The 20,646-nt window shown below is 39.0% G+C and carries 18 protein-coding genes; 1 reads left to right on the top strand and 17 read right to left on the bottom strand.

Annotation, left to right across the window (positions count from 1 at the left end; genetic code table 11):
* Positions 1-10: 10 nt before the first annotated feature.
* The 13 genes from ACFSKL_RS15045 to ACFSKL_RS14985 form a co-directional block, all read right to left on the bottom strand.
* Complete coding sequence (locus ACFSKL_RS15045) at positions 11-2,659, bottom strand: YegP family protein (protein WP_376887138.1); 2,649 nt, start codon at positions 2,657-2,659, stop codon at positions 11-13.
* Between the two features lie 4 nt (positions 2,660-2,663).
* A complete protein-coding gene (locus ACFSKL_RS15040) occupies positions 2,664-5,804 on the bottom strand; it encodes a baseplate J/gp47 family protein (protein ID WP_376887137.1) in 3,141 nt (1,046 codons plus the stop codon).
* A gap of 8 nt (positions 5,805-5,812) precedes the next feature.
* A complete protein-coding gene (locus tag ACFSKL_RS15035) occupies positions 5,813-6,223 on the bottom strand; it encodes a GPW/gp25 family protein (protein WP_376887136.1) in 411 nt (136 codons plus the stop codon).
* Between the two features lie 2 nt (positions 6,224-6,225).
* On the bottom strand, positions 6,226-6,516 hold the full coding sequence (locus tag ACFSKL_RS15030) for a PAAR domain-containing protein (protein ID WP_376887135.1): 291 nt from the start codon (positions 6,514-6,516) through the stop codon (positions 6,226-6,228).
* An 11-nt stretch (positions 6,517-6,527) separates the two neighbouring features.
* Positions 6,528-8,270 (bottom strand): type VI secretion system tip protein VgrG, encoded by a 1,743-nt coding sequence (vgrG, locus tag ACFSKL_RS15025; protein ID WP_376887134.1) that lies wholly within the window; start codon positions 8,268-8,270, stop codon positions 6,528-6,530.
* Entirely contained in the window at positions 8,267-8,959 is a 693-nt protein-coding gene (locus ACFSKL_RS15020; protein WP_376887133.1) for a CIS tube protein, read from the bottom strand. Before ACFSKL_RS15020 ends, vgrG begins: the two co-directional genes overlap by 4 nt.
* Positions 8,959-9,111, bottom strand: coding sequence for a DUF5908 family protein (locus ACFSKL_RS15015; RefSeq protein WP_376887132.1), 153 nt, complete (start codon positions 9,109-9,111; stop codon positions 8,959-8,961). The genes ACFSKL_RS15020 and ACFSKL_RS15015 overlap by 1 nt, the downstream gene beginning before the upstream one ends.
* Positions 9,112-9,115: 4 nt before the next feature.
* Positions 9,116-9,559 (bottom strand): phage tail protein, encoded by a 444-nt coding sequence (locus ACFSKL_RS15010; protein WP_376887131.1) that lies wholly within the window; start codon positions 9,557-9,559, stop codon positions 9,116-9,118.
* A 3-nt stretch (positions 9,560-9,562) separates the two neighbouring features.
* On the bottom strand, positions 9,563-9,991 hold the full coding sequence (locus ACFSKL_RS15005; protein WP_376887130.1) for a phage tail protein: 429 nt from the start codon (positions 9,989-9,991) through the stop codon (positions 9,563-9,565).
* A gap of 28 nt (positions 9,992-10,019) precedes the next feature.
* Positions 10,020-12,008 (bottom strand): phage tail sheath family protein, encoded by a 1,989-nt coding sequence (locus tag ACFSKL_RS15000; protein WP_376887129.1) that lies wholly within the window; start codon positions 12,006-12,008, stop codon positions 10,020-10,022.
* Between the two features lie 13 nt (positions 12,009-12,021).
* Positions 12,022-12,786, bottom strand: coding sequence for a hypothetical protein (locus ACFSKL_RS14995; RefSeq protein WP_376887128.1), 765 nt, complete (start codon positions 12,784-12,786; stop codon positions 12,022-12,024).
* A 62-nt stretch (positions 12,787-12,848) separates the two neighbouring features.
* A complete protein-coding gene (locus tag ACFSKL_RS14990; RefSeq protein ID WP_376887127.1) occupies positions 12,849-13,424 on the bottom strand; it encodes a Pvc16 family protein in 576 nt (191 codons plus the stop codon).
* 9 nt (positions 13,425-13,433) lie between these two features.
* Positions 13,434-14,729: an ATP-binding protein gene (locus ACFSKL_RS14985; RefSeq protein ID WP_376887126.1), complete on the bottom strand. Its 1,296-nt coding sequence runs from the start codon at positions 14,727-14,729 to the stop codon at positions 13,434-13,436.
* Between the two features lie 654 nt (positions 14,730-15,383).
* Here ACFSKL_RS14985 and ACFSKL_RS14980 point away from each other — a divergent pair.
* Positions 15,384-16,478 (top strand): hypothetical protein, encoded by a 1,095-nt coding sequence (locus ACFSKL_RS14980; protein ID WP_376887125.1) that lies wholly within the window; start codon positions 15,384-15,386, stop codon positions 16,476-16,478.
* A gap of 164 nt (positions 16,479-16,642) precedes the next feature.
* Here ACFSKL_RS14980 and ACFSKL_RS14975 read toward each other — a convergent pair whose 3' ends face one another.
* The 4 genes from ACFSKL_RS14975 to pxpB all read right to left on the bottom strand — a co-directional run bounded on the left by ACFSKL_RS14975 (position 16,643) and on the right by pxpB (position 20,644).
* The gene (locus ACFSKL_RS14975; RefSeq protein ID WP_376887124.1) at positions 16,643-18,154 is read right to left on the bottom strand and encodes a DUF4301 family protein; all 1,512 of its coding nucleotides are present in this window, start codon (positions 18,152-18,154) and stop codon (positions 16,643-16,645) included.
* 64 nt (positions 18,155-18,218) lie between these two features.
* Entirely contained in the window at positions 18,219-18,902 is a 684-nt protein-coding gene (locus ACFSKL_RS14970; RefSeq protein WP_376887123.1) for a hypothetical protein, read from the bottom strand.
* Between the two features lie 169 nt (positions 18,903-19,071).
* Positions 19,072-19,941, bottom strand: a complete 870-nt coding sequence (locus ACFSKL_RS14965; RefSeq protein ID WP_376887122.1) for a 5-oxoprolinase subunit C family protein — start codon at positions 19,939-19,941, stop codon at positions 19,072-19,074.
* Positions 19,934-20,644 carry a 5-oxoprolinase subunit PxpB gene (pxpB, locus tag ACFSKL_RS14960; protein WP_376887121.1) on the bottom strand — a complete coding sequence of 237 codons (711 nt, stop codon included), beginning with the start codon at positions 20,642-20,644 and terminating at the stop codon, positions 19,934-19,936. Before pxpB ends, ACFSKL_RS14965 begins: the two co-directional genes overlap by 8 nt.
* Between the last annotated feature and the right edge of the window lie 2 nt (positions 20,645-20,646).

Below are 20,646 nucleotides of genomic sequence, written 5' to 3'. Positions count from 1 at the left end.
AGTTAAAATTTTAAATATTTGTTCTTCCTAGAATAATTTTTCCATTGACATCTTGGGTATCACAATCATGCAATTGTCCTTTTGGATAGATATTATTCAGGTTTTGGATTGCATTTATCAATTCAGGAATGGAATCTTGTTTTCCCGCGGCTTTGTCTATCAGGAAATTCCTGAGTTTTTCTTCAAATTGAAGCAAATCATTGTCTTTCTTTTTGACGGTGTTTTTTCTGTGCCCCACCCAGCAGATTTTTGCCAATATGTGGGCTGGGATCTCTTTGCGAATCAGATCTTCTGCAAAATTCCGGAAATTGATATCCGAAAACCTTTGGGTATAGCCGGGAAGTACTATGCTGATCCGGAATGTATATGGATCAGCATTGCATCCCTGCCCGCAGTCGTCGGCACAGATGGGTAAATAGTAGCTTTCATCTTTCTGCTCTTGTCCATGGGGAAGCATCAGGATATGTTCTAACAGGTGAATTCCTTCATCACAAAATTCCTCGATAAAGAATTCTATGCTGTCCAAAACCGCATCCCTAACCTCACCAATGGTATCGTAATATTTAAATTGTCTAGCGATGATTCTCTTAGGGTTACTGAAAGGTTTGATGTTTGGATTGATGATATTGAAGGAAAATTTTCCTGAATCCGATTTTACGATCTCGATGACATTGACGGTCTTTCTTTTGATGTTTGGATTTTTGATCAACTTGATTTCCTGTCTATTGGAGTTGATTATCTTGTAGATACTCTGATACATTTCTTTTTCCGCGGCGTGGTAAGTATCGTAGTTTTCGGTAGCCGTAAGGATGATCTGATTGCTCGCATCCCTGATCCTCCACCTATATTGGTCATCGTTTACTTTGTAGAGTTCTACAAATTTCTCCGAAATGGTTTCTCTTTTGTACGCTTTGGAATCAGACAACTTGATCCCCAACAGGCCGGCTATCCTGTTTTCCAAGCCTGAAACATTGGTGCAGTTCCAAATATTTCCGATGGATTGTTTGTAATAATTGAAAGCGGTAGCCCTGGTACTGCTCATCAGGTCGTAATTTCCGAGAAATGAGCGTTTGTTGTTATGTACAATCTCTTCTGATGCCTTACCATAAATGCTTTTCATCAAAAAAGCATAATTCCCGAAATTTTCAGAAAATCTGGCAATCAAATGATCCTTGATTTTTGAGTTTCTGAGGTTTTGATCATCAAACTTTGATACCAACTCCTGCCAATCAAAACTATCATAATCTTCTACCAGCTCATGGATTCCTTTGATATCGGTTACAGCTTGGATAAAGTAACTGTTGGAAAAATCATTTGATATGGAAAGTTGCTCCTTTACATTGACCAGATGTTTAAAGTAAGTAGCCAAAATCTGGTCAAAAAACAGCAAGTATGCTTTGAGTTGCTTGGCTTGGGCATGTCGTGCTGGTGTTTCATTGTCAGAAAGCCCATGTATGCCGACTCCATAATTCTCGGGGAAATTATTTGTGATACTATGATAATTGCCAATATTCACTTTCTTTCCGGCAGGATATCCAAGTCTCAAGTCTTTGGATATTTTATCCAAATTTTTGACCTGATCCTCCATGAGTATTTTCCTGTAGCTTTGGATGGCATTTTGATCCATATTGATTGGAAGGTTTTCCTTTCTGAAAGAAAAGACGCTTTTCCCTTTGCACAATATTGGTTTATGTCCCTCTTTGATACATAGATTCCACAAGTCATCTGCTTCTTTGGCATTGCCATTGCAAAAACTGATGCTCATATCATGGATCAGCAAGACTCCATCGATTTTCAGGATAAGATTCATCAAATCACTCAACCTCACTTCTGATCTCAATTGGTTTTTTCTCAATTCTTCATCGACAATAAAACCATGCTTGAGCAGTGGTCCCTCAAATATTTCATCAGTAGAAAACCCTTTTTCCAACATAGCTCCCAGAGAGTGGATTTTCACTTTTGGTGAAAAATATTGGTCAATAGCAAGCAGGATTTGGGCATTGACAAGATTTTCATCTGCTTGGGGAGATAATTCAATATCTGCACAGACCTTGATTTCCTGCTTTCCCACTGCCTTGATCTCTACCAAATCTTCGCAAAGGTTCCTGTTTGAGTGGTATGTCTTCCAGAGTTCAGTTTCCAAGCTTTTGGTATTGGGTACATCTTCTGAAAAGTCTACCCAAAGTGTATAGAGTCCTCTTATATTGGCTTCTTTCAACAGTTCTTTTGGAACAGCCTCAAAACTTTTTTGGAGCAAACTAACTTTGGCATCTCTACAGTTTATAAACAGCTTTTGGGAAAAAGGCTTCAAAAAGCAATTGTTGATCTTGAGAGGATCGATGTCAATAAACAATTTCCTATAATCCAATGTAGTCAATGCCCTGTTTGGCATGATCTCATGTGCTTCGAAGAATTGCTTGGATGATTCGTCGGGGTTCAGCAAATCTTGGATTGGCATGTTGATCCTTAATCCCAAATCGGTGATGGCGTAGCATAGTAGTTCAAGTGTGGTGATTCCGGGGTCATGTGTATTGAAATCTGTCCACAGCTTCCCACCAAGTTGCTCAATGTATTCGATACCTTTTTTTCTAAGGAAATCAAAATCCAAGTCATCTTGAGTCTGAATGTTTTTAGATATTTTGAGATCAGGTATAGACATAGGGTTATGCTTTAGCACATTGGTTTTTGGCAAGGTTTACAATATGGATTTGGTCGCTGACGATGATGTTTTTCGGCGAAGTCGGAATTACTTTGTTCTGGATTGGGGTTTTATCCAATCTCAACTCAAGCTTTGATATGTAATCTATATAATGCAGATTTTCAATAAAATATACAATCTGACTTTTGTGAAATTCTTTATTGAAATTCAAAAGGGTCTGTTCTTGAAATGCCCATGGAGAGAGGAAATTGGTTATGTCCTTTTTCAATTGGTTTTGATAAAAATTGAAATCCAACCCTGTTACCACCTGTATATCCACCTGAATCTGCAGAAACTCATATTCGGGATTGATCACATGCACCTCTATGGAAGGACTTATGTAAGAAGATATGTAATCCTTGATCTCTTCGAGTTTTGCGCTACTTACCCTTGGGTATACCAAGGTATCGGGATTTATCTGCCGGACTTGTGGTACGACCACCAGAGTAACATGCCCAGGAGCATTGAATGATATAGAGTTGGTATGGTTGAGGCACTTGACAGAAATAAGTTCAGGAAATTCCTCCAAAATCAAGTGTTCATAATCCCACTGGGTAACCGCCCGATTTTTGTGACGTAATCTTTCAGAAACCCTCCTATAATAATTCAGGTCAGTTTCCTTGCCTTTTCCACCAAAACTAGGGTAGGGCTGTGCGACAGATTTGATTTGGGAAATACGCCTTTCCAATTTAGAAATCGTATCAGCGGGCAATTGGCCAGGCAAATGTGTCGCAAGGGAAGCGTCTCTTGCCTCCAACCTGAGCGCTTGGGCGTGGATATTGATGCATTGGCAGACAGCATCATATTTTCCATCCAATTTCACCCGAATCCATGCTAACCCCTCAGGAAATACAGTATTATTCGTATCAATTGATGGTGGCAATTGAATTTTGACAATACCAGACCTTAGGAAATTCAAGGTTTCATTGAGAAGGATTGAAGCTTTTGGTATCACTTCCCAAGTGTTTCCCTTCAAAATAGACCATTTGATCGGCTCACCATCTACAGACAGTGGATTTTCTGTACCATCGGCAAATTGGAACAATAGGGACACGATGTCATTTGGGTTGGTTTTTTCCAGTCCTATATACAAGTATCCATCTTTTTCATATTGTCGGCTGATTAGGCTCGGGTTGTCTTGCCTACCAAAGCCAAAGGGATGTAAGTGTATGATTCTATTGCTTTCATTGTTCTGGCCAAATTCCACAGATCCTTTGTAGGAAAGGGATAGATCAGCTGCCAACGGAGTGTAGGGCTCATTGGGCAGAATCTTGTCGTCTTTCTCAGAGGTAAGAACCATTGCGTAGATTTTTGGGTAGATATCGTGCAGGAAGGATTGTTGCAGATTGACCCTTATACTTGCTGTAGGGACTTGATTGATTTGATTGTTGACTTGGAATTTGAATTTGAAAGTGTCATTCTCTTCTTCAAATACCCTGTTGTTTACAGTATTCAGGTTTTTTATTTTGATACCATTGAGGAGCAATTCTGATTTATACCTGAAATAATCATCACCACTCACGATTGGAGAGGTTGATTGTGCCGAAGTTTGGCTGGTTGTTGCTTTTCGCGCTGGTGGGTTACTTTCTTTTGATGCCCTTAGCACTACATTTTCTCCGATACTTAGGTTTTCCTTGAGTTTTCCGATGATTTCGGCATTCTGCAAATAGCTGAAGCTTTGTAATTCAATCAGATAATTGGATGAAATGTTTTTCTTTGCTTCAAGAATATAGGTTTCATAATGCTCTTTAAAACTATCAGGCGTATTTTTCCACTCAAAATTCAGTTTAACCTCAGAACAGTTTTTTGAAAATGCCTCTGGATATGAAAAGCTGAAGCTGGATCCTTTGAATGGTCTTGTGGAGAAAGGATAGAATGGTTTTTGGGCATTGATCGTCGTTTGATCATTTTCCAAATTGATGTTTTTCACCTCTGACACATCTATGTCTATCCTCAATTTTTGCAGGCTGTTGTTGGATAGGAAATCAAATACCTGGTATCCCTGATCCTCATCTATATGCGACATAAATTTGGCAGAGGGAAAAGGGTTGGCAAGGTTGAACGAAGGATCTTCCGTCTTGAAATATTCTATGGGGGGAAGGGAAGTATCCAACAAGATAGTTACTATCAGTTTGGCATTTTGGATTTTAATATCCTGAATGGAAACTTCATCCAGCTCAAGCCACTCTTTCGCAGTACTGAGGTAGATTGAAGTGAATTTTCTAAATTCATCCTTACCAAAAGGAATGTCGTTTCCGAAGGTGAAATCGAATGTGATTTTTCGCCTTCCTTCTTTGGCTAATAGGACATTTGAAGAGATGACAAAACCAAATTCAGCATCTGTACTTTGAGGATCATTTTCCAAAGAGTGGCCAAATGGCCACCAACTTTCCTTGTTTTCCAAAGTTTGGCTTTCGCCATCATTTGGATCAAGAAGCATATTTTGTCTGACTTTATTCTTGGCCTGATCATGAAAAATGTTCATGATGGCTTTTACATTGATCGTATTGATGCTGATTTCATCAGAATTGGAATATAAGAGAGGACTTCCATTTTCATTTTTTCCTGCATTGAATAGGGTTTGGGTTTCAATTCTTTGATTTTGGGCATTTTTTGCAAGCTCCAACACCACATATACACTATCTGCTGAAGGGGGTAATTTGTCCATCTGCAATACTTCCCGATAGTAAAAATCGAGATGCCTTTTAGTCAACAGATTGAATTTGGACTTGGTGATATCCAGAACCCTGAGAAAGGAAATAAACAAGGTAAGATGTGGTGATAGCTCACTGTTTTTGCCATAGGCAGTCAATACATTTCCCAATTCACCTTTAATACTTTGGAGTTCAAATTGGTTTTCAAAAGAAAGCTGCGAAGCGTCTAAATCCAATTCTTTGAAAAACTCATCCCAAGTTCCTTCAGCCTTGTTGCTTAGGTTGAAAAATTTAAGTTTTTGGGCAAAATTATAGGCAAACAAAACCCAATCCTCTTCCCCAAACTCCATCAATTGCAGTTGGGAAGGATCAAGGCTTTTGTTGAAACGGCTTTCCTGACTGGATCCATTTCGTTTCAAAATGCTCAATATTTTTTCGTCGCTTTTGCTCATTTCCTTATTTAGATTTCTATGCCCTCATCTTTGTAATAAGGGAAAACCTTGTTCTTTCTGGAATTGGTTGCTCTAATGATATACTCGACCTCAATGATGATTTTTCCATTGATGATATCATCTTCATAGATTTCGATTTTCTGTACATCTATTCTGGGTTCGTAATACAAAATGGCCGTTTTGATCAAATCAGAAATATAGGTGATCAAGGTTCTGTCTAGGGGATTGAAAAGCAGTTCTTCCAGGTTGCAGCCGAAATTCGGGTGCATGATGCGTTCCCCTTGTTTGGTGGATAGCAATATCTCCAAGCTACTTTCAATGTCTTCTTCACCGGAAAGCATTTTTATGCTACCGGATTTTTGGTTGAAAGTAGGAGGGAATGACCATCCTTTTCCCAGAAATGGTTTTTTGTTTTCCATGGTTAACCAATCAATACTGTGAATTCCCCAAGCACAATGGATCCTCCATGTGCAGTGCTATCCCCCAATCTAGCTGCTGGCATCCCCCCAATCATTACTGTGGCTGATCCGGCAATAATGCTGTCTGGTGGTCCTGTACAGGTAGCCATATCACCAACCCTTGCGGCAGGCATTCCGCCGATCAAAACTGTCGGTTCTCCGGGTGGCAGTATAGGGCCGCCCACATGCGGGACAGTACCTGTTACCATTGGACAGACATGCATATCATTGATTCTTGCTGCTGGCATTCCCATTTGAATCTTGTTTAATTGATTTGTACTATACTTCCTTTTACTACCGTAGATGCACTGCTGCTGATTTCCGCACCAGCGCTTCCTTCGACTTTGATTTGTGCACTCGCTTTCCCAGTGACATTCATCCCTTCTATAGCTATATCACCGGAGGCTTTGATGTTAAGGTCTTTGCCGGATATGATTTGTATGCCATCAGCATCCAAAATGATCTGGTTACTGTTTTCATCTTCGATTGAAATTTGGCTGCCGTCCTCATCCAAAGAAATCTTTTTACCACCCGGACTTTCGATACATATCGTCTTTGTATCATCATTGAAGGTGATTTTCAACTCACTGCGGGTAATAATCCCTTTTTCATGATTATCGTCTTTTGCTGTTATGGGAGCGGGTTTTGCACTGCTGTGCAATCCACCCAACACGATGGGTTGGTTGGGGTCTTCATTCAAAAAGCCCACTACAACCTCGTCACCGATTTCCGGTCTAAAGAAGACCCCGCGACTTTCGCCAGCATCCAAGGAAGAGACCCTACACCAAATACCCTCATCCGATGAATTGATGATAGGGATCTTGACAAGAATCCTATCTTCACCATTGTCATCTTCAAGTTGGCTCACAATGCCTATCTGCAGGCCTTTGATCGCCGGAATCAAGGCAGATGCCGGAGAGGCATTGATATTGTAGATTTCTGAAAACCACTCTGGATTCATTCCAAACTGCACATCTACAGTCCAATTCCCTTCGTTGATTTGATGAAAAACACCTGAGACCCATGCCCGTCCGGAAAACCGATCACCAACGCCTTCAAGTTCGATACAGGTGTTTGGCAATACTTCCGGGATGCCTTGGAACTTCACCCTTCCCCGGACTTTTGCCAAAGATTGGTAAAGCATCGTAGCTTCTGTCCAATCCTGAAGCAGTTCATCTGAGATATTGCCTCCATTTTTCAGTTCAAAGCTGTCCAAGCCAATGGCATCTGCCAAATCGGTATTACTGAAATTCCCATGCAACGAAAGGTTTGCAAGCTCCTTTTCGGATTCAATGATTTCCTGTCGTGGACCATCCCAAGTCTGTGCAACCACTTTTTTGAATTGATCCCTAGCGTCCATTTCTGCATCAAAATCAAGTATGGTGGCTCCAAAGGTCACTTTTTGGATAATGTCAGAGTCGAGTTTTGGTGCTTCTATCTTTATTTCCCCGTCGGAAACAAAACAAAGCTTCCCACAAGCTTGAGCCCTTGATACCATGAAATCCCAGTTCGTGCTATTGTATTGGACCAACTTATTATGGGTATAGGCTGTAGCTTCGACCTGATGATCAATTTGGCTTTCGGAAAGAAGCTGTTCGAAGACTTCACTGTCTTTTATATCATGATAGGTTTTGGATTTCTTGCCAACTGTCAATTTTACAGCCTGATCCTTACACTCCACTATCAAATAGGAGGATGTGCCTTTTACCTTTATTTGATGCTTGATAATAATCCCCTTGAATATGACTGTTTCATCACTATGGTATCCAGCGGCAATTTCGATCGATTGGCCCGGCATCAGTTCATCCATATTGCTCAAGGAAAAATCTCTCGTAGAAGGATCTCCATCCGAAAAAACAAGCTTTGCCATCGGGATTCGATTGACTTCTTTGTGTACCACCACATTGAGCAAATGAAAAACATTAGACAACTCCCTACCATCTATATAAATGGTTTGAGTGACCAAATCAGCACTTCTGCTTGTGTTTATGGTTTCGCTATTGCTCATTTAGTCAATTTTTCTAATGGTGGGAAGTAAATTTGTGTCCCTACTTTCAGGTTTCTAAAATCAAAGATGCTGTTGGCTTTAGCCACTTCGAGGTAATATTTGGAATCACCATAAATCCGATTGCTCATCAAAGGCAACGTGTCTCCCAATTTCACTTCCCTGTAATGGGTCAGGTCAGGTGATTGGTTGTTTTCTAATGCCACCCGCAAATTGTCCTCAACAAATCCAGTAACCTTCAGACTAGCTACAGCCCTGAGTGGTGTTCCGTCGGCTTTGAAGAGCTTGAAATTGATATCCAAACTGGTCAAGACCCCCTTGAAAAGCAAAGAGCCCCAGGCAATTTTAAGGTAATTGGGCCTGTGTGTATCACCTTGGTAATCGAAGGCTACTTTTTTGAATAATTCGATATCATCTATGATGCCTTCATTTTTGGCAGGGCTGTCTTTGATCGCTCCGGTTCTGTCAAAAAGGAACTCAAATTCCAATTCTTGTGGTAGAATCTTATTGAATTTTGGGGCAGCTCCACTTGTGCCAGAGGCCTGGTCTTCGTTTTGGACGGTCGTATAATTGAAAGTATAGCCTTCAGGATTCAAAAGTGCAGTATAGGTACCACCTTCTACTTCATTTTTGAATTCTTCATCGCTAAATGCTTTGATAAACATTTTCTTCAATGCACCTGAGTTAGCCATCAGCGTTCCTTTTTACGATCCAGTGTCTCCAATACAGTTTCTATGACTTCTTGGATCATGTCATCTTTTGAATTGCTTGGATTGGTGTTTCCGTTGCTACTTTCTGAAGCGACATGGACCTTTATGTGAAGTTCCTTGATCTCAATTGGCATATACCTATGATTTGATTACTTTAAAATAATTGTATTTCAATTCCAATGACTCCATCATGATCTTACTATCCATGGCATTCAATTCATCCACTTCCCATTTGACCGGAATGGCATTGACGACCGACCAGCTCAACAGAGGTTGGTGTTCTTCATTGAGCAGGTTGATGGTAAGGTCTACCGGGCTGAACTCAAAATCCTCAATGGCTTTCTTGCACCAATCAATCAGTTTTGAATCAAGGACGATCCCTCTTTTCAAAATCAGATTGCTGTATTTGCTTTTCACAGGTAGGGTGTGTTTGAATCTATTTTCACCACCTTCGGCAATTTCCTCGGTTTCCAATTCTGCAGTAAGACCGGATACCGTCTGAAATTGCACATCGAATTCCTGTGAAGAAATTCCATTGAATTCAACCTTGAAATGGAAGCCAACGGGAGGGTAGTAGGTCATGGTTTAGTCGTTGATGATAGATAAGCCTTCGTGCACCAATTCCATGGATTCGATAGCAACTTCGTTCCCATCGGCTTTGAGGTCTGTCGACTGGATTTTGGTTGGCCAGGCATTCTTTATCCTCCAGACTACTACCGGTTCATGGGATTCATTGAGCAATGAAATCGTCACATCCCTTCGATCAACCTTATTCATCGAAATAGTTTTGTACCATTCAAAGTACTCGTTGTCACTGGCGAATGTGCCTCTTTTCAAGGTGATGTTAGCCTCTTTTTTCAGGCCGGGCATTTTGATTTTCCCATATTCGGGACTTGCCCCATGTCTATACTCTATGACTTCTGTTTCTACATCCAATCCGGATACTTCAGTAAAACCTATTTTTGTTCCACCCCACTCAACAGAGAAATGAAACTTTGATAATGGATAGCTCATTTGATTATAGTTTAAATGATTTTAATAATTAAGATTCCTGCATTTTGTGGGAGAAATTCAATATGATAAACTCTGCCGGTCTTACCACAGCCATGCCGATCTCGACAATCATATATCCATTGAGAATATCCTCTGCAGTCATCGTCTGGCCCAATCCTATCCTTACATAAAATGCATCATCAGGTGTAGCACCGGCTAGTGCTCCGGCCCGCCATTGTAGGATCAGAAAATTCTCTATCATCGCACGCACCTTTACCCATGTATTGGCATCATTTGGTTCAAAAACAAATTGTTCAGTAGCTTTCTTGATGGATTCTTCCGCCATGTTGAAAAATCTTCTCACAGGGACATACCTCCATTCATTGTCGTTTCCGGCGAGGGTTCTTGCGCCCCATACCATAATTCCTTTTCCTGTAAATGGCCTGATGGCATTGATGGATTTGCCTGAAACAGTGTCTATGTTCAGCCCATCCTGGATCTGTCTATCAATCAGGGTCGTGACATCCACTACATTGTTTAGGGAGACATTGGCTGGTGCTTTCCATACCCCTCTGTCACTGTCAACAGATGCATACACCCCAGCTATCGCAGAGCTAGGTGGCAAAGTGAGGTATTCATTTGCAATGGCTACAAAAATATTTTTCAAGGCAGGAATGGATTCAACTGCAGCTTCTTGGGTTGTTTTGATCAAATTGTCAACAGTTTCCCGAATAAGTTCTACCGACGATCTTAATACAGGCCAAAATCCAGCGATTGCAGGGATATGCGGAGCGATTTTTTCGGCATCGTTTGCCCCAGTCCCAAAATAATTTGTCGTAGATGCAGAAGGATCGGCCAAATTCAAGCCAGAAGCAGAACTAACGCTAACTGGGCTATCCAAAGTAGTATTGGCAGGGGTACTGTCAGCGATCATTTTTCTGATTTCATCTACCACCTGATGAATAGATCCAGCATTGACTGATCCTGCAAGGTCTTCTGTAAGTACTTCAAACAGACTGCTTGGGCTTCCTCTATGCTTTAATGTGATATTCTCCAAATCTCCAATATCAAGTGTATCTCTGACTGTATCGATCACGTTGATATAAAACTGCAATAAATTTTGTAACCTTGGTCTTGTTGGTCCATTTCTTAGTATCGTTGCCAAGCTTTCGAACCTTGCTTCAACAGAAGGAAAACCTAGGGTTTGAATTGAAGTCAAAGCATCGTCGATATCGTCTTGATCATCGACAAGGTTATCCAAGGCATTTGCAGTGGCTTTTGACAAAGGGTCTTTGACCAAATCTGCCAAATCTACATTAGAACCTGCTTGTTCTATTTTTCCTTTTAAGTTTTTGTAGTCCACTTCCCTTGGCAGGTTGGCTTTTATCCAAGGTGTATAGGCTGCACCATATTTCAGGTGATTCATCCCAATTCCATTTCTAAAGTCCTCGACTATCTCAGAATAGTCTTTCCCTGCATTTTCCTTTAGGTCAAAAACACAAACCCTGTCTTGTAGGTCATTGCATTGCCTCAGCATGGCTTGGTGCAATGAGTTCATGTTAGATTGGCTCATCATGGCCGCATCTGGAGCCAGAAGAATGGTAGGCTCATCCTGCTTTCTGATCGCATCCAGTCCTTTCAGAAAACCTGGGCTGCTAACGCCATCTCCATTTTGGATCGAATCCCCATATTTACCTACTGAGACAATGTAGCAAGGACCACCACCATTGGCATAAAACAACCTGATGGCTTCATACATATAGTATTTGTCAGTAATATCAATCGCTGTAACTTGATTGAGCGCATTGAGGTCAACCGAATTGATCGTGACTTCTGGTGCATCCCCAAAAAGCAAAACAAAGTCCAACACAGAAGTAATCCGGGTAGGCTTGTTCAGTAAATCATCATTGGTGATTTTTTTAGCTTTTTTCGTATATCCTATAAATGCAGGGATAGCCGTTTCTACTTGAGCCACTGAAGGCGGAAACTTGGAAATTTCCCTTACATAGACTCCTGGTGTTTTATAAGTACTTGCCATGTTTGAATTGATTTTAATAGTTTATAAATATTTCTGAGTATGTTTTGCCATCTTCGGTAGTAAACTTTGCGCTGTTGGGATTGGGGAAAATGGTTTCATAATCAGAGATATTTGTCAGATGATCCTCTGTGATTGTTATAAAGCCATTTTTGGTCAAGGGAAGCATTTCTTCTGTGATCAAAGCTTCACCGGATTTCAAGATATATTTCCAGTAGGTGGACCTGTTTTCAAAATGTATGGTGAAATGTTGACTAGGTTTCAAAGTCCCGTCGTTTTCAATTAAGCTCAGGTCGTCAAATGTAGATTTGGAAGCAATGGAGATTACACCGATACATTTGTTGGGTAGTGGCGCACTGTCTTTCATATTGTTGGCCAGTACATTTTTATCGACCAGATGATTTGCATTGATTGGTTTGGTGTCTATATCAACAAAATCCGGGAGATAATCCAAAAGCGGATGGTTGCTGATGAACAAGTAACTATTTCCAGTAACCTCCAATGGAGTATAATTGATGAAATCAGGGTCATTCCAGATAATATAGAACTGAAAGAATTCATGTTGCGAGATACCAATCAATGCATTTTGATCTTGATCAACCTTGCCTATCACTGAAAGTATTTGACTGCTTTCTTTTAGAATCAACCGATGGTTAATGAGCAATTTCGCAGTTTCTGGGGTGGGAGTGAGGCGTATGAATTCCCTCCAATCAAAATCCTGCATCCTTTTAGTTTTTTCTTCCTCAGAGGCATTTTCAAATATTGATTGACCTCTATTCAAAAAATAACTATGGCTGATCTTAAAATCAAAAATTGTCCGATATGTATACGTATTGCCCATATTTATAATTTCGAATTGATAATGATATCCGTAACAATACCCGTCTGTGATTGGGGAATTCTCATTTCGAGCTGGACCACACTTACTTTGTAAATAACCGAAAGCATTTGCTTTCCACCATTGGCACCCCAGATTTGGTTCAGCTCATCAAAAGTCGGGGTAAACAATTCCACAGTAAATTTGAACTCCCTCAGGTTTTTCATTTCTTCACCTTCTCTGTTGAAATGGGCATTTTTATCGGTGAAAACATTCTTGGCCTGAAAGTATTCTATGATGAATGATAGGTTTTTCAGGGCATTGTCATAGGCAGAGAAATTACTGGAAAAGATAACATATAGGTTGAGTGGCACCTTTTTGTTCAATTGCTGGGTTCTGCTACCAATCTGAAAATTGTTTGGTATGTTTTTGAGTGTGCTTTCTTGCATCATGTGCAGGAGCGAAACAATTACTTTCTCTGGACTTCCCTCTTCATTTTGGGAAATCAAATGATTCATTTCTACAATACCTTCCTGCTCGGTCAGTTCCCGGAAACCATTGCTTAAGTCGGAAGTCAATATTTGTAAAGTTTCGTAAATCATTTTTTTGGATTAAATCAGCCTACCTTCTTTTTTATATTCTCTTTTGATGCCTTGCAGGAGTGTTTCCAGCTTTATTTTCTTGTTTTTCTGATCAAGGGATTGCAATCCTGCATAATGGATGATGTTGATGATGTTAGCACCATTCAACTCATATTTCTTTGCCAAGCCTTCCAATACTTCCGTATCTTCCAAAGGAAGCCCACTTGGTAGGTTGCTTTGCCAAAGCCTTAATCTTTCGGGTACTTTTGGCATCTCGAATTCAATGATCGATTGAAATCTCCTGGTAAATGCACTATCAATATTCCCTTTGAAGTTGGAAGCCAAGATCACCAAGCCATTATGGTTTTCGATTTTTTGCAGCAAGTAAGAAACTTCTTGGTTGGCGTATTTGTCATGGGCATCCTTCACGTTGGTCCGCTTGCCAAAAATCGAATCTGCCTCGTCAAAAAATAGAATCCAATTTCTGTCTTTAGCTTCATCAAAAAGTAAGGACAGGTTTTTTTCTGTTTCGCCAATGTACTTGGAGACAACTAGGGAAAGGTCTATTCTATACACATCTTTATTGGTATACTTGCCCAAAAGCGTAGCCGTCAGTGTTTTGCCGGTACCTGATGGTCCATAAAACATACAGACATAGCCTGCTTTCAGTTTTTTTCCAAAAGACTTGTCTTGGATGAGGGTTTCATTGTGTTCGAGCCAAATTTGTATTTCCTTGATTTGACTGGTTGTATTTTTGCCAAGTACCAGATCTGACCAATCCAATTTTGTCTCTATCAATTGGGCTGGGAACTTGCTGCTGAGTACAGGCTTGTATTTTTTCCCAAGGATGAAAAGTTCCAAATACTCCTTGCTAATGGCCAATACTTCACCTGTAAATGGCTCTTCGGAAGCTGAATTCATCATTTGGATGATATGTTTTTTGAAAAACAAGTGGCTTTCGTCCAACAATGGAAAATAGTTCAACCTGGCTTCCAAATCTTCCCCTGCCAAAATGTATAGTAGTAATTCGCCATTTGGCAAAACGCCACGATGCCCTTTGCCTTTGACACCACCCATGATTGGATTGTCAGTATTTGGAGAAAATGATTCCTTGAAAACGGTGATCAGGAAATTAGGATTGATATATGGAATCAAAACCAACAAAAGGAAAATGATTTCTTCTGTCTTTAGTTTGTTTTCAGCTATAAAATCATCCAAATCAGGACTTCCCGATGATTTGAATTTCAGATTGATCTTCGATTTTGGATGTTGCTTCCTAAAATCAAAAACTTCCATTAAAAATTGGTTCATGTAAATAACATCCATAGTCGATGTTTTAAAATTTCAAGTTAAAATAAACAGTATCCAAAAAGCCAAACCCCATTTTCCGATCTATGACATAGATGAAAAATCCAACAACGGGAATAAAACCTCAGTTACGAATTGAGGACCGAAAAGCAAACAGCGCCATTTTAATCACTGTTTAAGATTTATATTTGAAATCCCTTCAAATACTGGGTTGGGACTTTGGTAATCATTCTAAAACTCAAAAACTGTTTACCATTCATATTGCCAGATCAAAATTATTATGCTGGCAAGAAATAATTGGCAAAAGTAAAAACTGATTTACCTAAATTTATAATTAGGTTACCTTGTCATTTGCGAAATAACAAAATTAATATTTGCAGATCAAATATACACAGGAAATAATATATAAAAAATATCCTCTCCAATATTTTATGCTTTTTTTCCTAAATTAACGTAAAATTAACAATTGAGACCTGTCATTGATCAAGTCTTCAACAACGTAGATAAAATCTTTTATCTTGTCTATTGCCTAGCAAGTCGATAAGTATATTTTAGAATTTTTAGGTTTTTTTATCAAGCTAAGTGAAGTACATTTCCTAAATGAAAAATAAAACTTTTCTTCTCATAATTAGTCTTATCACCCTGGCATGTTGTAATACTGAAAAGGCAAACATGGACAGTGAAGCGGAATTCCAAATTGCAATAGTTGACTCCATTCAAGTTGATTACTTAGGCAATCTGTTTATATATGGTTACAATTCTGATAATGGATTGTATTTGGGAAGGTGGAATTCCAATGATGAGTATGTGCTTTTTGATGATTTAGGAAATTTTCACCAAAAATATAAATTACCATCTGAAGGTCCAAATGCCATCAAATGGGCAATAGGAATTGGTTTTCTAGAAGGGAAGTTTACCATCATGGATCAGCATAGTGGATTGATTCAATTTTCTAACGAAGGTGAGATTGTAAATAAAATTCCCATTCCAGATAATTATTTTTATTTGAATGGACTTAGTTTTTCAGCACAGAAAATTGGAGAAAATTATGCCTATAGTCGACCTGAAAGAGAAAGTATTGGCTCTGAAGGGATTCCATGGGATGATCTTGCTGATTTATTGGTAAGTAATTACAAAAGTCCACTGATAGAAGTTTTTGATCCTATATCCGGTACGATTAGAAACACCATGGAATTCCCCGAGAATACAGTATACAGTACAGGCCAATTTTATAATGCTATACCTCCTAGTATTATCAAGTTTGGGAAGGAATGGATTGTTTTTTTACTTGCAGAGATGAAATATTTTGTTTACAAGGAAAATGAAGGAGAAATAGAGTTTGTAAAGGAGGTAGACCTGAATATTGAAGATGCCATTCCAATGCCCGGCGTTCCAATGAAAGATTATCAAGAATGGTACGAGCAAAAAGGGAATATTATTTTTGGTAAAATTGAAAAACTCTATAGAAGAGAAAATGATGTAATTGTCATTTACACCAAAGGTGTAGAAGAAGAAATTTCAAGAAACCATAATCCTGAAAATAGAACTGAATGGATGGATTTCATATATAATATTCCTCGGTATGCAGCTGTATTTGACAATGACCATCAGTTGGTTCAAAAGGATATTCTTTTACCAAAAGGATTAATATGGTCATCTGTAGTCAATAATGAAGGTGAAATCCTTGCGCTAAAAAATCAAGATTATTTTGAAGTTGAAGAGGATTTTGTGACCTTTTATAAACTAGATCTAGCTTCAAACCAATGAATTTAATGCCAAAGTTGGTTTATCTTATTCACCTTAAAAACAACAATTTACTACTTATATTATTTGGTTGACCAATAACTGATCGACTGATAAAAAATAACTAGGAACAGCAAGTCAATTAGTTCTAAAATAATTGACTTGCTGTTCCTGACTTTATCAACTTTTTATTGATGCTCGTCTCTTAACAGATCATTTACAGTTTTCACAGGATTGAATGTAATCAGGGGAACTTCTACGAAAATTGTATTCCAACCTGCCATTGCACCATTCCAAAGTCCGGGAAGTTCTTGGGCTTTTAGATCTCTGCCGCTTTTTGATTTTCCGGTTATAAAACCTGTTTTCATGTCCCTGAATTCCAGTAAATCAAATTTTTTGCCTTTGTAGTCTTTGGTTGCACATACCAAATCCACTGGATTGAAATGTGTTGATGACTGCATGATTTCTTTTTGCAAGACCTTATCCAGATCAATCTGTGCAGTCTCTGCGATTTGTAATGACAGGGAACCATCATCATCCTTGACCCAAAAGGGTCCCCCGCCTGGTTCTCCTGTGTTTTTGACCATGCCACATACACGGATTGGCCTGTTCAGCTTTTGGTACAAATACCGAACTTTCCCTTCAGTGTCCAGATTGGCATAGTCTTTCAAGAGCTTTCCTCCCAAGTCATCGATAAGTACTGTTTCAGCCAAAGCAATATTCTCTTCTGAATAATCATTTTCTAATTTTTCCAGAGCTTCAAAAACCCGCTCCTGAATCTCCAAGAGTAATCCCCCAAGGGCAATTTTATAGTTCTTTGTCTCCCCCTTGAATCTATCTGGAACCACATTGTCGATGTTTTTGATAAATATAAGATCAGCTTCTATATCATTGAGGTTTTCCAACAAAGCTCCATGACCAGCAGGCCTGAACAAAATCGATCCATCCTCTTCCACAAATGGCCTGTTGTCCATGTCTACAGCAATGGTATCGGTGGATTTCTTTTGTTGGGAATAGCTGACATCAAATTTCACATTGAATTTATCTTCCAATGGTTTTTGGATTTTGGCAACTTCCTCTTTGAATTTTGACTCGTGTTCAGGTGATACGGTAAAGTGTAGTCTTACTGTGTTGTCTTTCCCAATGGCATACATGACCCCTTCGATGAAATGTTCATAAGTTGGAGTTCTATCATGATCTTCATAATGATGGAATTTCAGTAGACCTTTGGGCAAAATACCGTAAGCCAAACCATCTTCATTCAATAGCCCACCGACAATGCTTTTGTAATCCCTAGCTTCGAGGGCTTGCAGAATACTGGAACCTCTTTGTTTCAACGTTTCGTCTAGGTCATTATAGAAAGCAAAATCGGATAGATTATCGATGAATTTTTTGGTAAAAGAACTCTTTTCCAGATCTCCATCTCCATCAAGGAATGAGAAAAGGTCTTTGAACATTCTTGATGCTGCACCACTTGCAGGGACGAATTTGACCACCTTAATTTTTGAGGCTTTCGATGGATAGGAATTCAGAAAAGTTTCAATTTCTTCCTGACTCAATAATTTGATTCCATCTCCAATTTTTGCTGCTGAAACAATCGGCAAAAAAGGAAATCCATTTTTAAAATTGATGATCTGCTCTTGTGCATTTTCCAAGGACATACCCTGTCCCAAGATCTGTTTTTCAATTTGTGGATCCATGCTCTGGTTTTAAGTTTATGAAAGTTTCAATATATAAATTGATTTTGGCATTAGGAAAAGAATCTTAGGATTCAGTAATAAATTCTATCAAAGTAATGGCTCCATTATAAAAGGAATGTAACAATACCCCATAAAAAAAGCCAAACCGTAACCTGACAATGGCAGTAAAAAATCCACCGATCAATTGGGGGAGAAATACTATGGGAAAAACATACCATGGGAGGATTTGAGGGTCAAAATTTCCGGCATGCATCAATCCGAAAAGAAATGTAAATAGGTAAAAAACCTCTACCTTATATCGTAACCATTTTGTTTTAATAAGTTTGAAATACTTTTTGCTGAAAAATAAATTCAATGATAGAGCCCATATCAATAGCATTCCGAAACCAACATACATGTGGATGAAAAAACTACCCAGCGAAATAAGGAAGAGGAAGAAATTGAATCGGAGAATGGAAAGTTTGAGTGGTAACCTAAATACCAATTCTTCCACTAAGGGGACAAACAATACTATTAAGAATATACCTTCAAAATCCAAATCAATATCTAAAATGTATGCATCACTTATTTTTGGAAACAATGCTAATATGGGTAAGCCAATTGTAAGTGCGACCACGATTTTTATCAACAAATAAAAAAGTAAGGTCACACAAATTTTCTTTGCTTTATTTCCCCTGTGATACCTGATCCTTTTGGTATGGGGCATAGATTTTAGAAACCGTAGTTCTTGCTTAAAAATATCTATCATGTTTTGTGGATGTATAATTTGGCAAAAAGTAATTTTTTTATGGGTAAAATTAAGGTTCATCAAGACACCAAGATTTTAAAATCAATACCAGAACAGTATAGATATCCATCAATATCTAATATCAATAATATCAGGTACAAAACCAATAATCTTGCTTAAAAAGGAATTGTCATGATTCAAGTATACTAAACATTACTTTTTCACCAAAGTTTTTTTGGGAAATAATGTTGATTGCATGATCGCTGAGCTGAAGAATTCTCGGATATCCCCCTGTGACCTGAGCATCCCTCATCAGGACGATCAGTTTTCCGGAAGGAGTCAGCTGGACTGTTCCGGGATAGACTGGGGAAGTGAGGATCTGCTCCAACTGATTTGGCATGGGGTTTTTAAGCTGAATTCCCATTCTATTGGAAACAGGAGAAATCTCAAATTCAGTCTGAAGGATTTGTAGCTGGATATCCTCGGGTAATTCCTGCCATTCAGGACCTTGGAATACATCCAAAGTTTCATCCTCAAACCATAAGCCATCCAGTTTGGGGTGGGATAGAAGATTGGAATGGTATCTATCCTCATACAAATAGCTGATGGAATCACCTTTTGCAATTCGGGACTTTTCACTGATATCTGCAAACCAACTTCTGCTGTCCATGAAAACAGGCGATTCCAAACCACCTTCAATTGCCATATAGAGCCATTGACCATGTATTATTTTCCCAACTCTGATTTCATCATCAGCAGCTATATTTACAACCTGCCCCATCTGAATCTGGGAGCTATTGTGGTAGATTTCAGCTATTGCCCCTGTAAAAACAATTCTGGTAGGCATTTCAAAAACCATGATAGGGCCGAGCATGGCAATCTCCAACACCGCAGCATTTTCAGGATTTCCCAACAGCATGTTGGCTTGAAAAAATGAAAATCGATCCATAACTCCTGAATAGGGAACACCGAAATCAGCATAACCAAACCTACCTTGATCTTGGACACTACACTGTGCACCTGGTTTGATGAAATGGATATAGGATATGGATTTAAGCATTTTCCCAGTTATATTTTCCTTCCTTTACTTGATTTGAAATGAAGTCAAACTCATCCATTTCTATACTTTGAAATTGGATTCGATCTCCTTGTTTTGCTATAGTAACTTCTGTTTTTTGGTTATCAAAAAGAACCAACGGTGTTTTCCCAATTACATGCCATCCTCCCGGACTTTGCATAGGGTAAATACCTGTTTGGCTACCACCTATAGCTACGGACCCTTTTGGAATAACCAAGTTGGGGCTTGATTTACGGGGACAATGCAAACTAGAATCCAATCCTCCCAAATACATAAATCCAGGCAAGAATCCATAAAAATGAAGTCTATAGGGTTTGGAGCAATGTATAGTGATCAATTCAGATGTGGTTATTTTTTTAGTTTTGGCTAAATTTTCCAGATCAAATGCAAACTCTCCTTGGTAACATACTGGGATTTTCCAGGTGGTGGATTCAATACCGGATTCTGAATGATCGACATTCAAAACCTTATTCCATATTTCATCCCAGGGTTGATTGCTGATTTCTATGTCAAAGAGAATGCTGAGCGTGTTGAAACCTATTCTTATTTCAAGGATAATATCTCTGTAAAATTCTTCCAGAAATGATTTCACAGCAATCTGTTCCAAGAGAATCTTATCATTGATTTCCTTGGGCCATTTTATCTCAATTAGATTTGGATGGATCTGAAAATATGTTTTGACCATAG

This window comes from Belliella marina (assembly GCF_042682445.1).
Lineage (GTDB): Bacteria > Bacteroidota > Bacteroidia > Cytophagales > Cyclobacteriaceae > Belliella > Belliella marina.
Note: the sequence above shows the minus strand (reverse complement) of the source record. Positions and strands in the feature narration are given on the sequence as shown.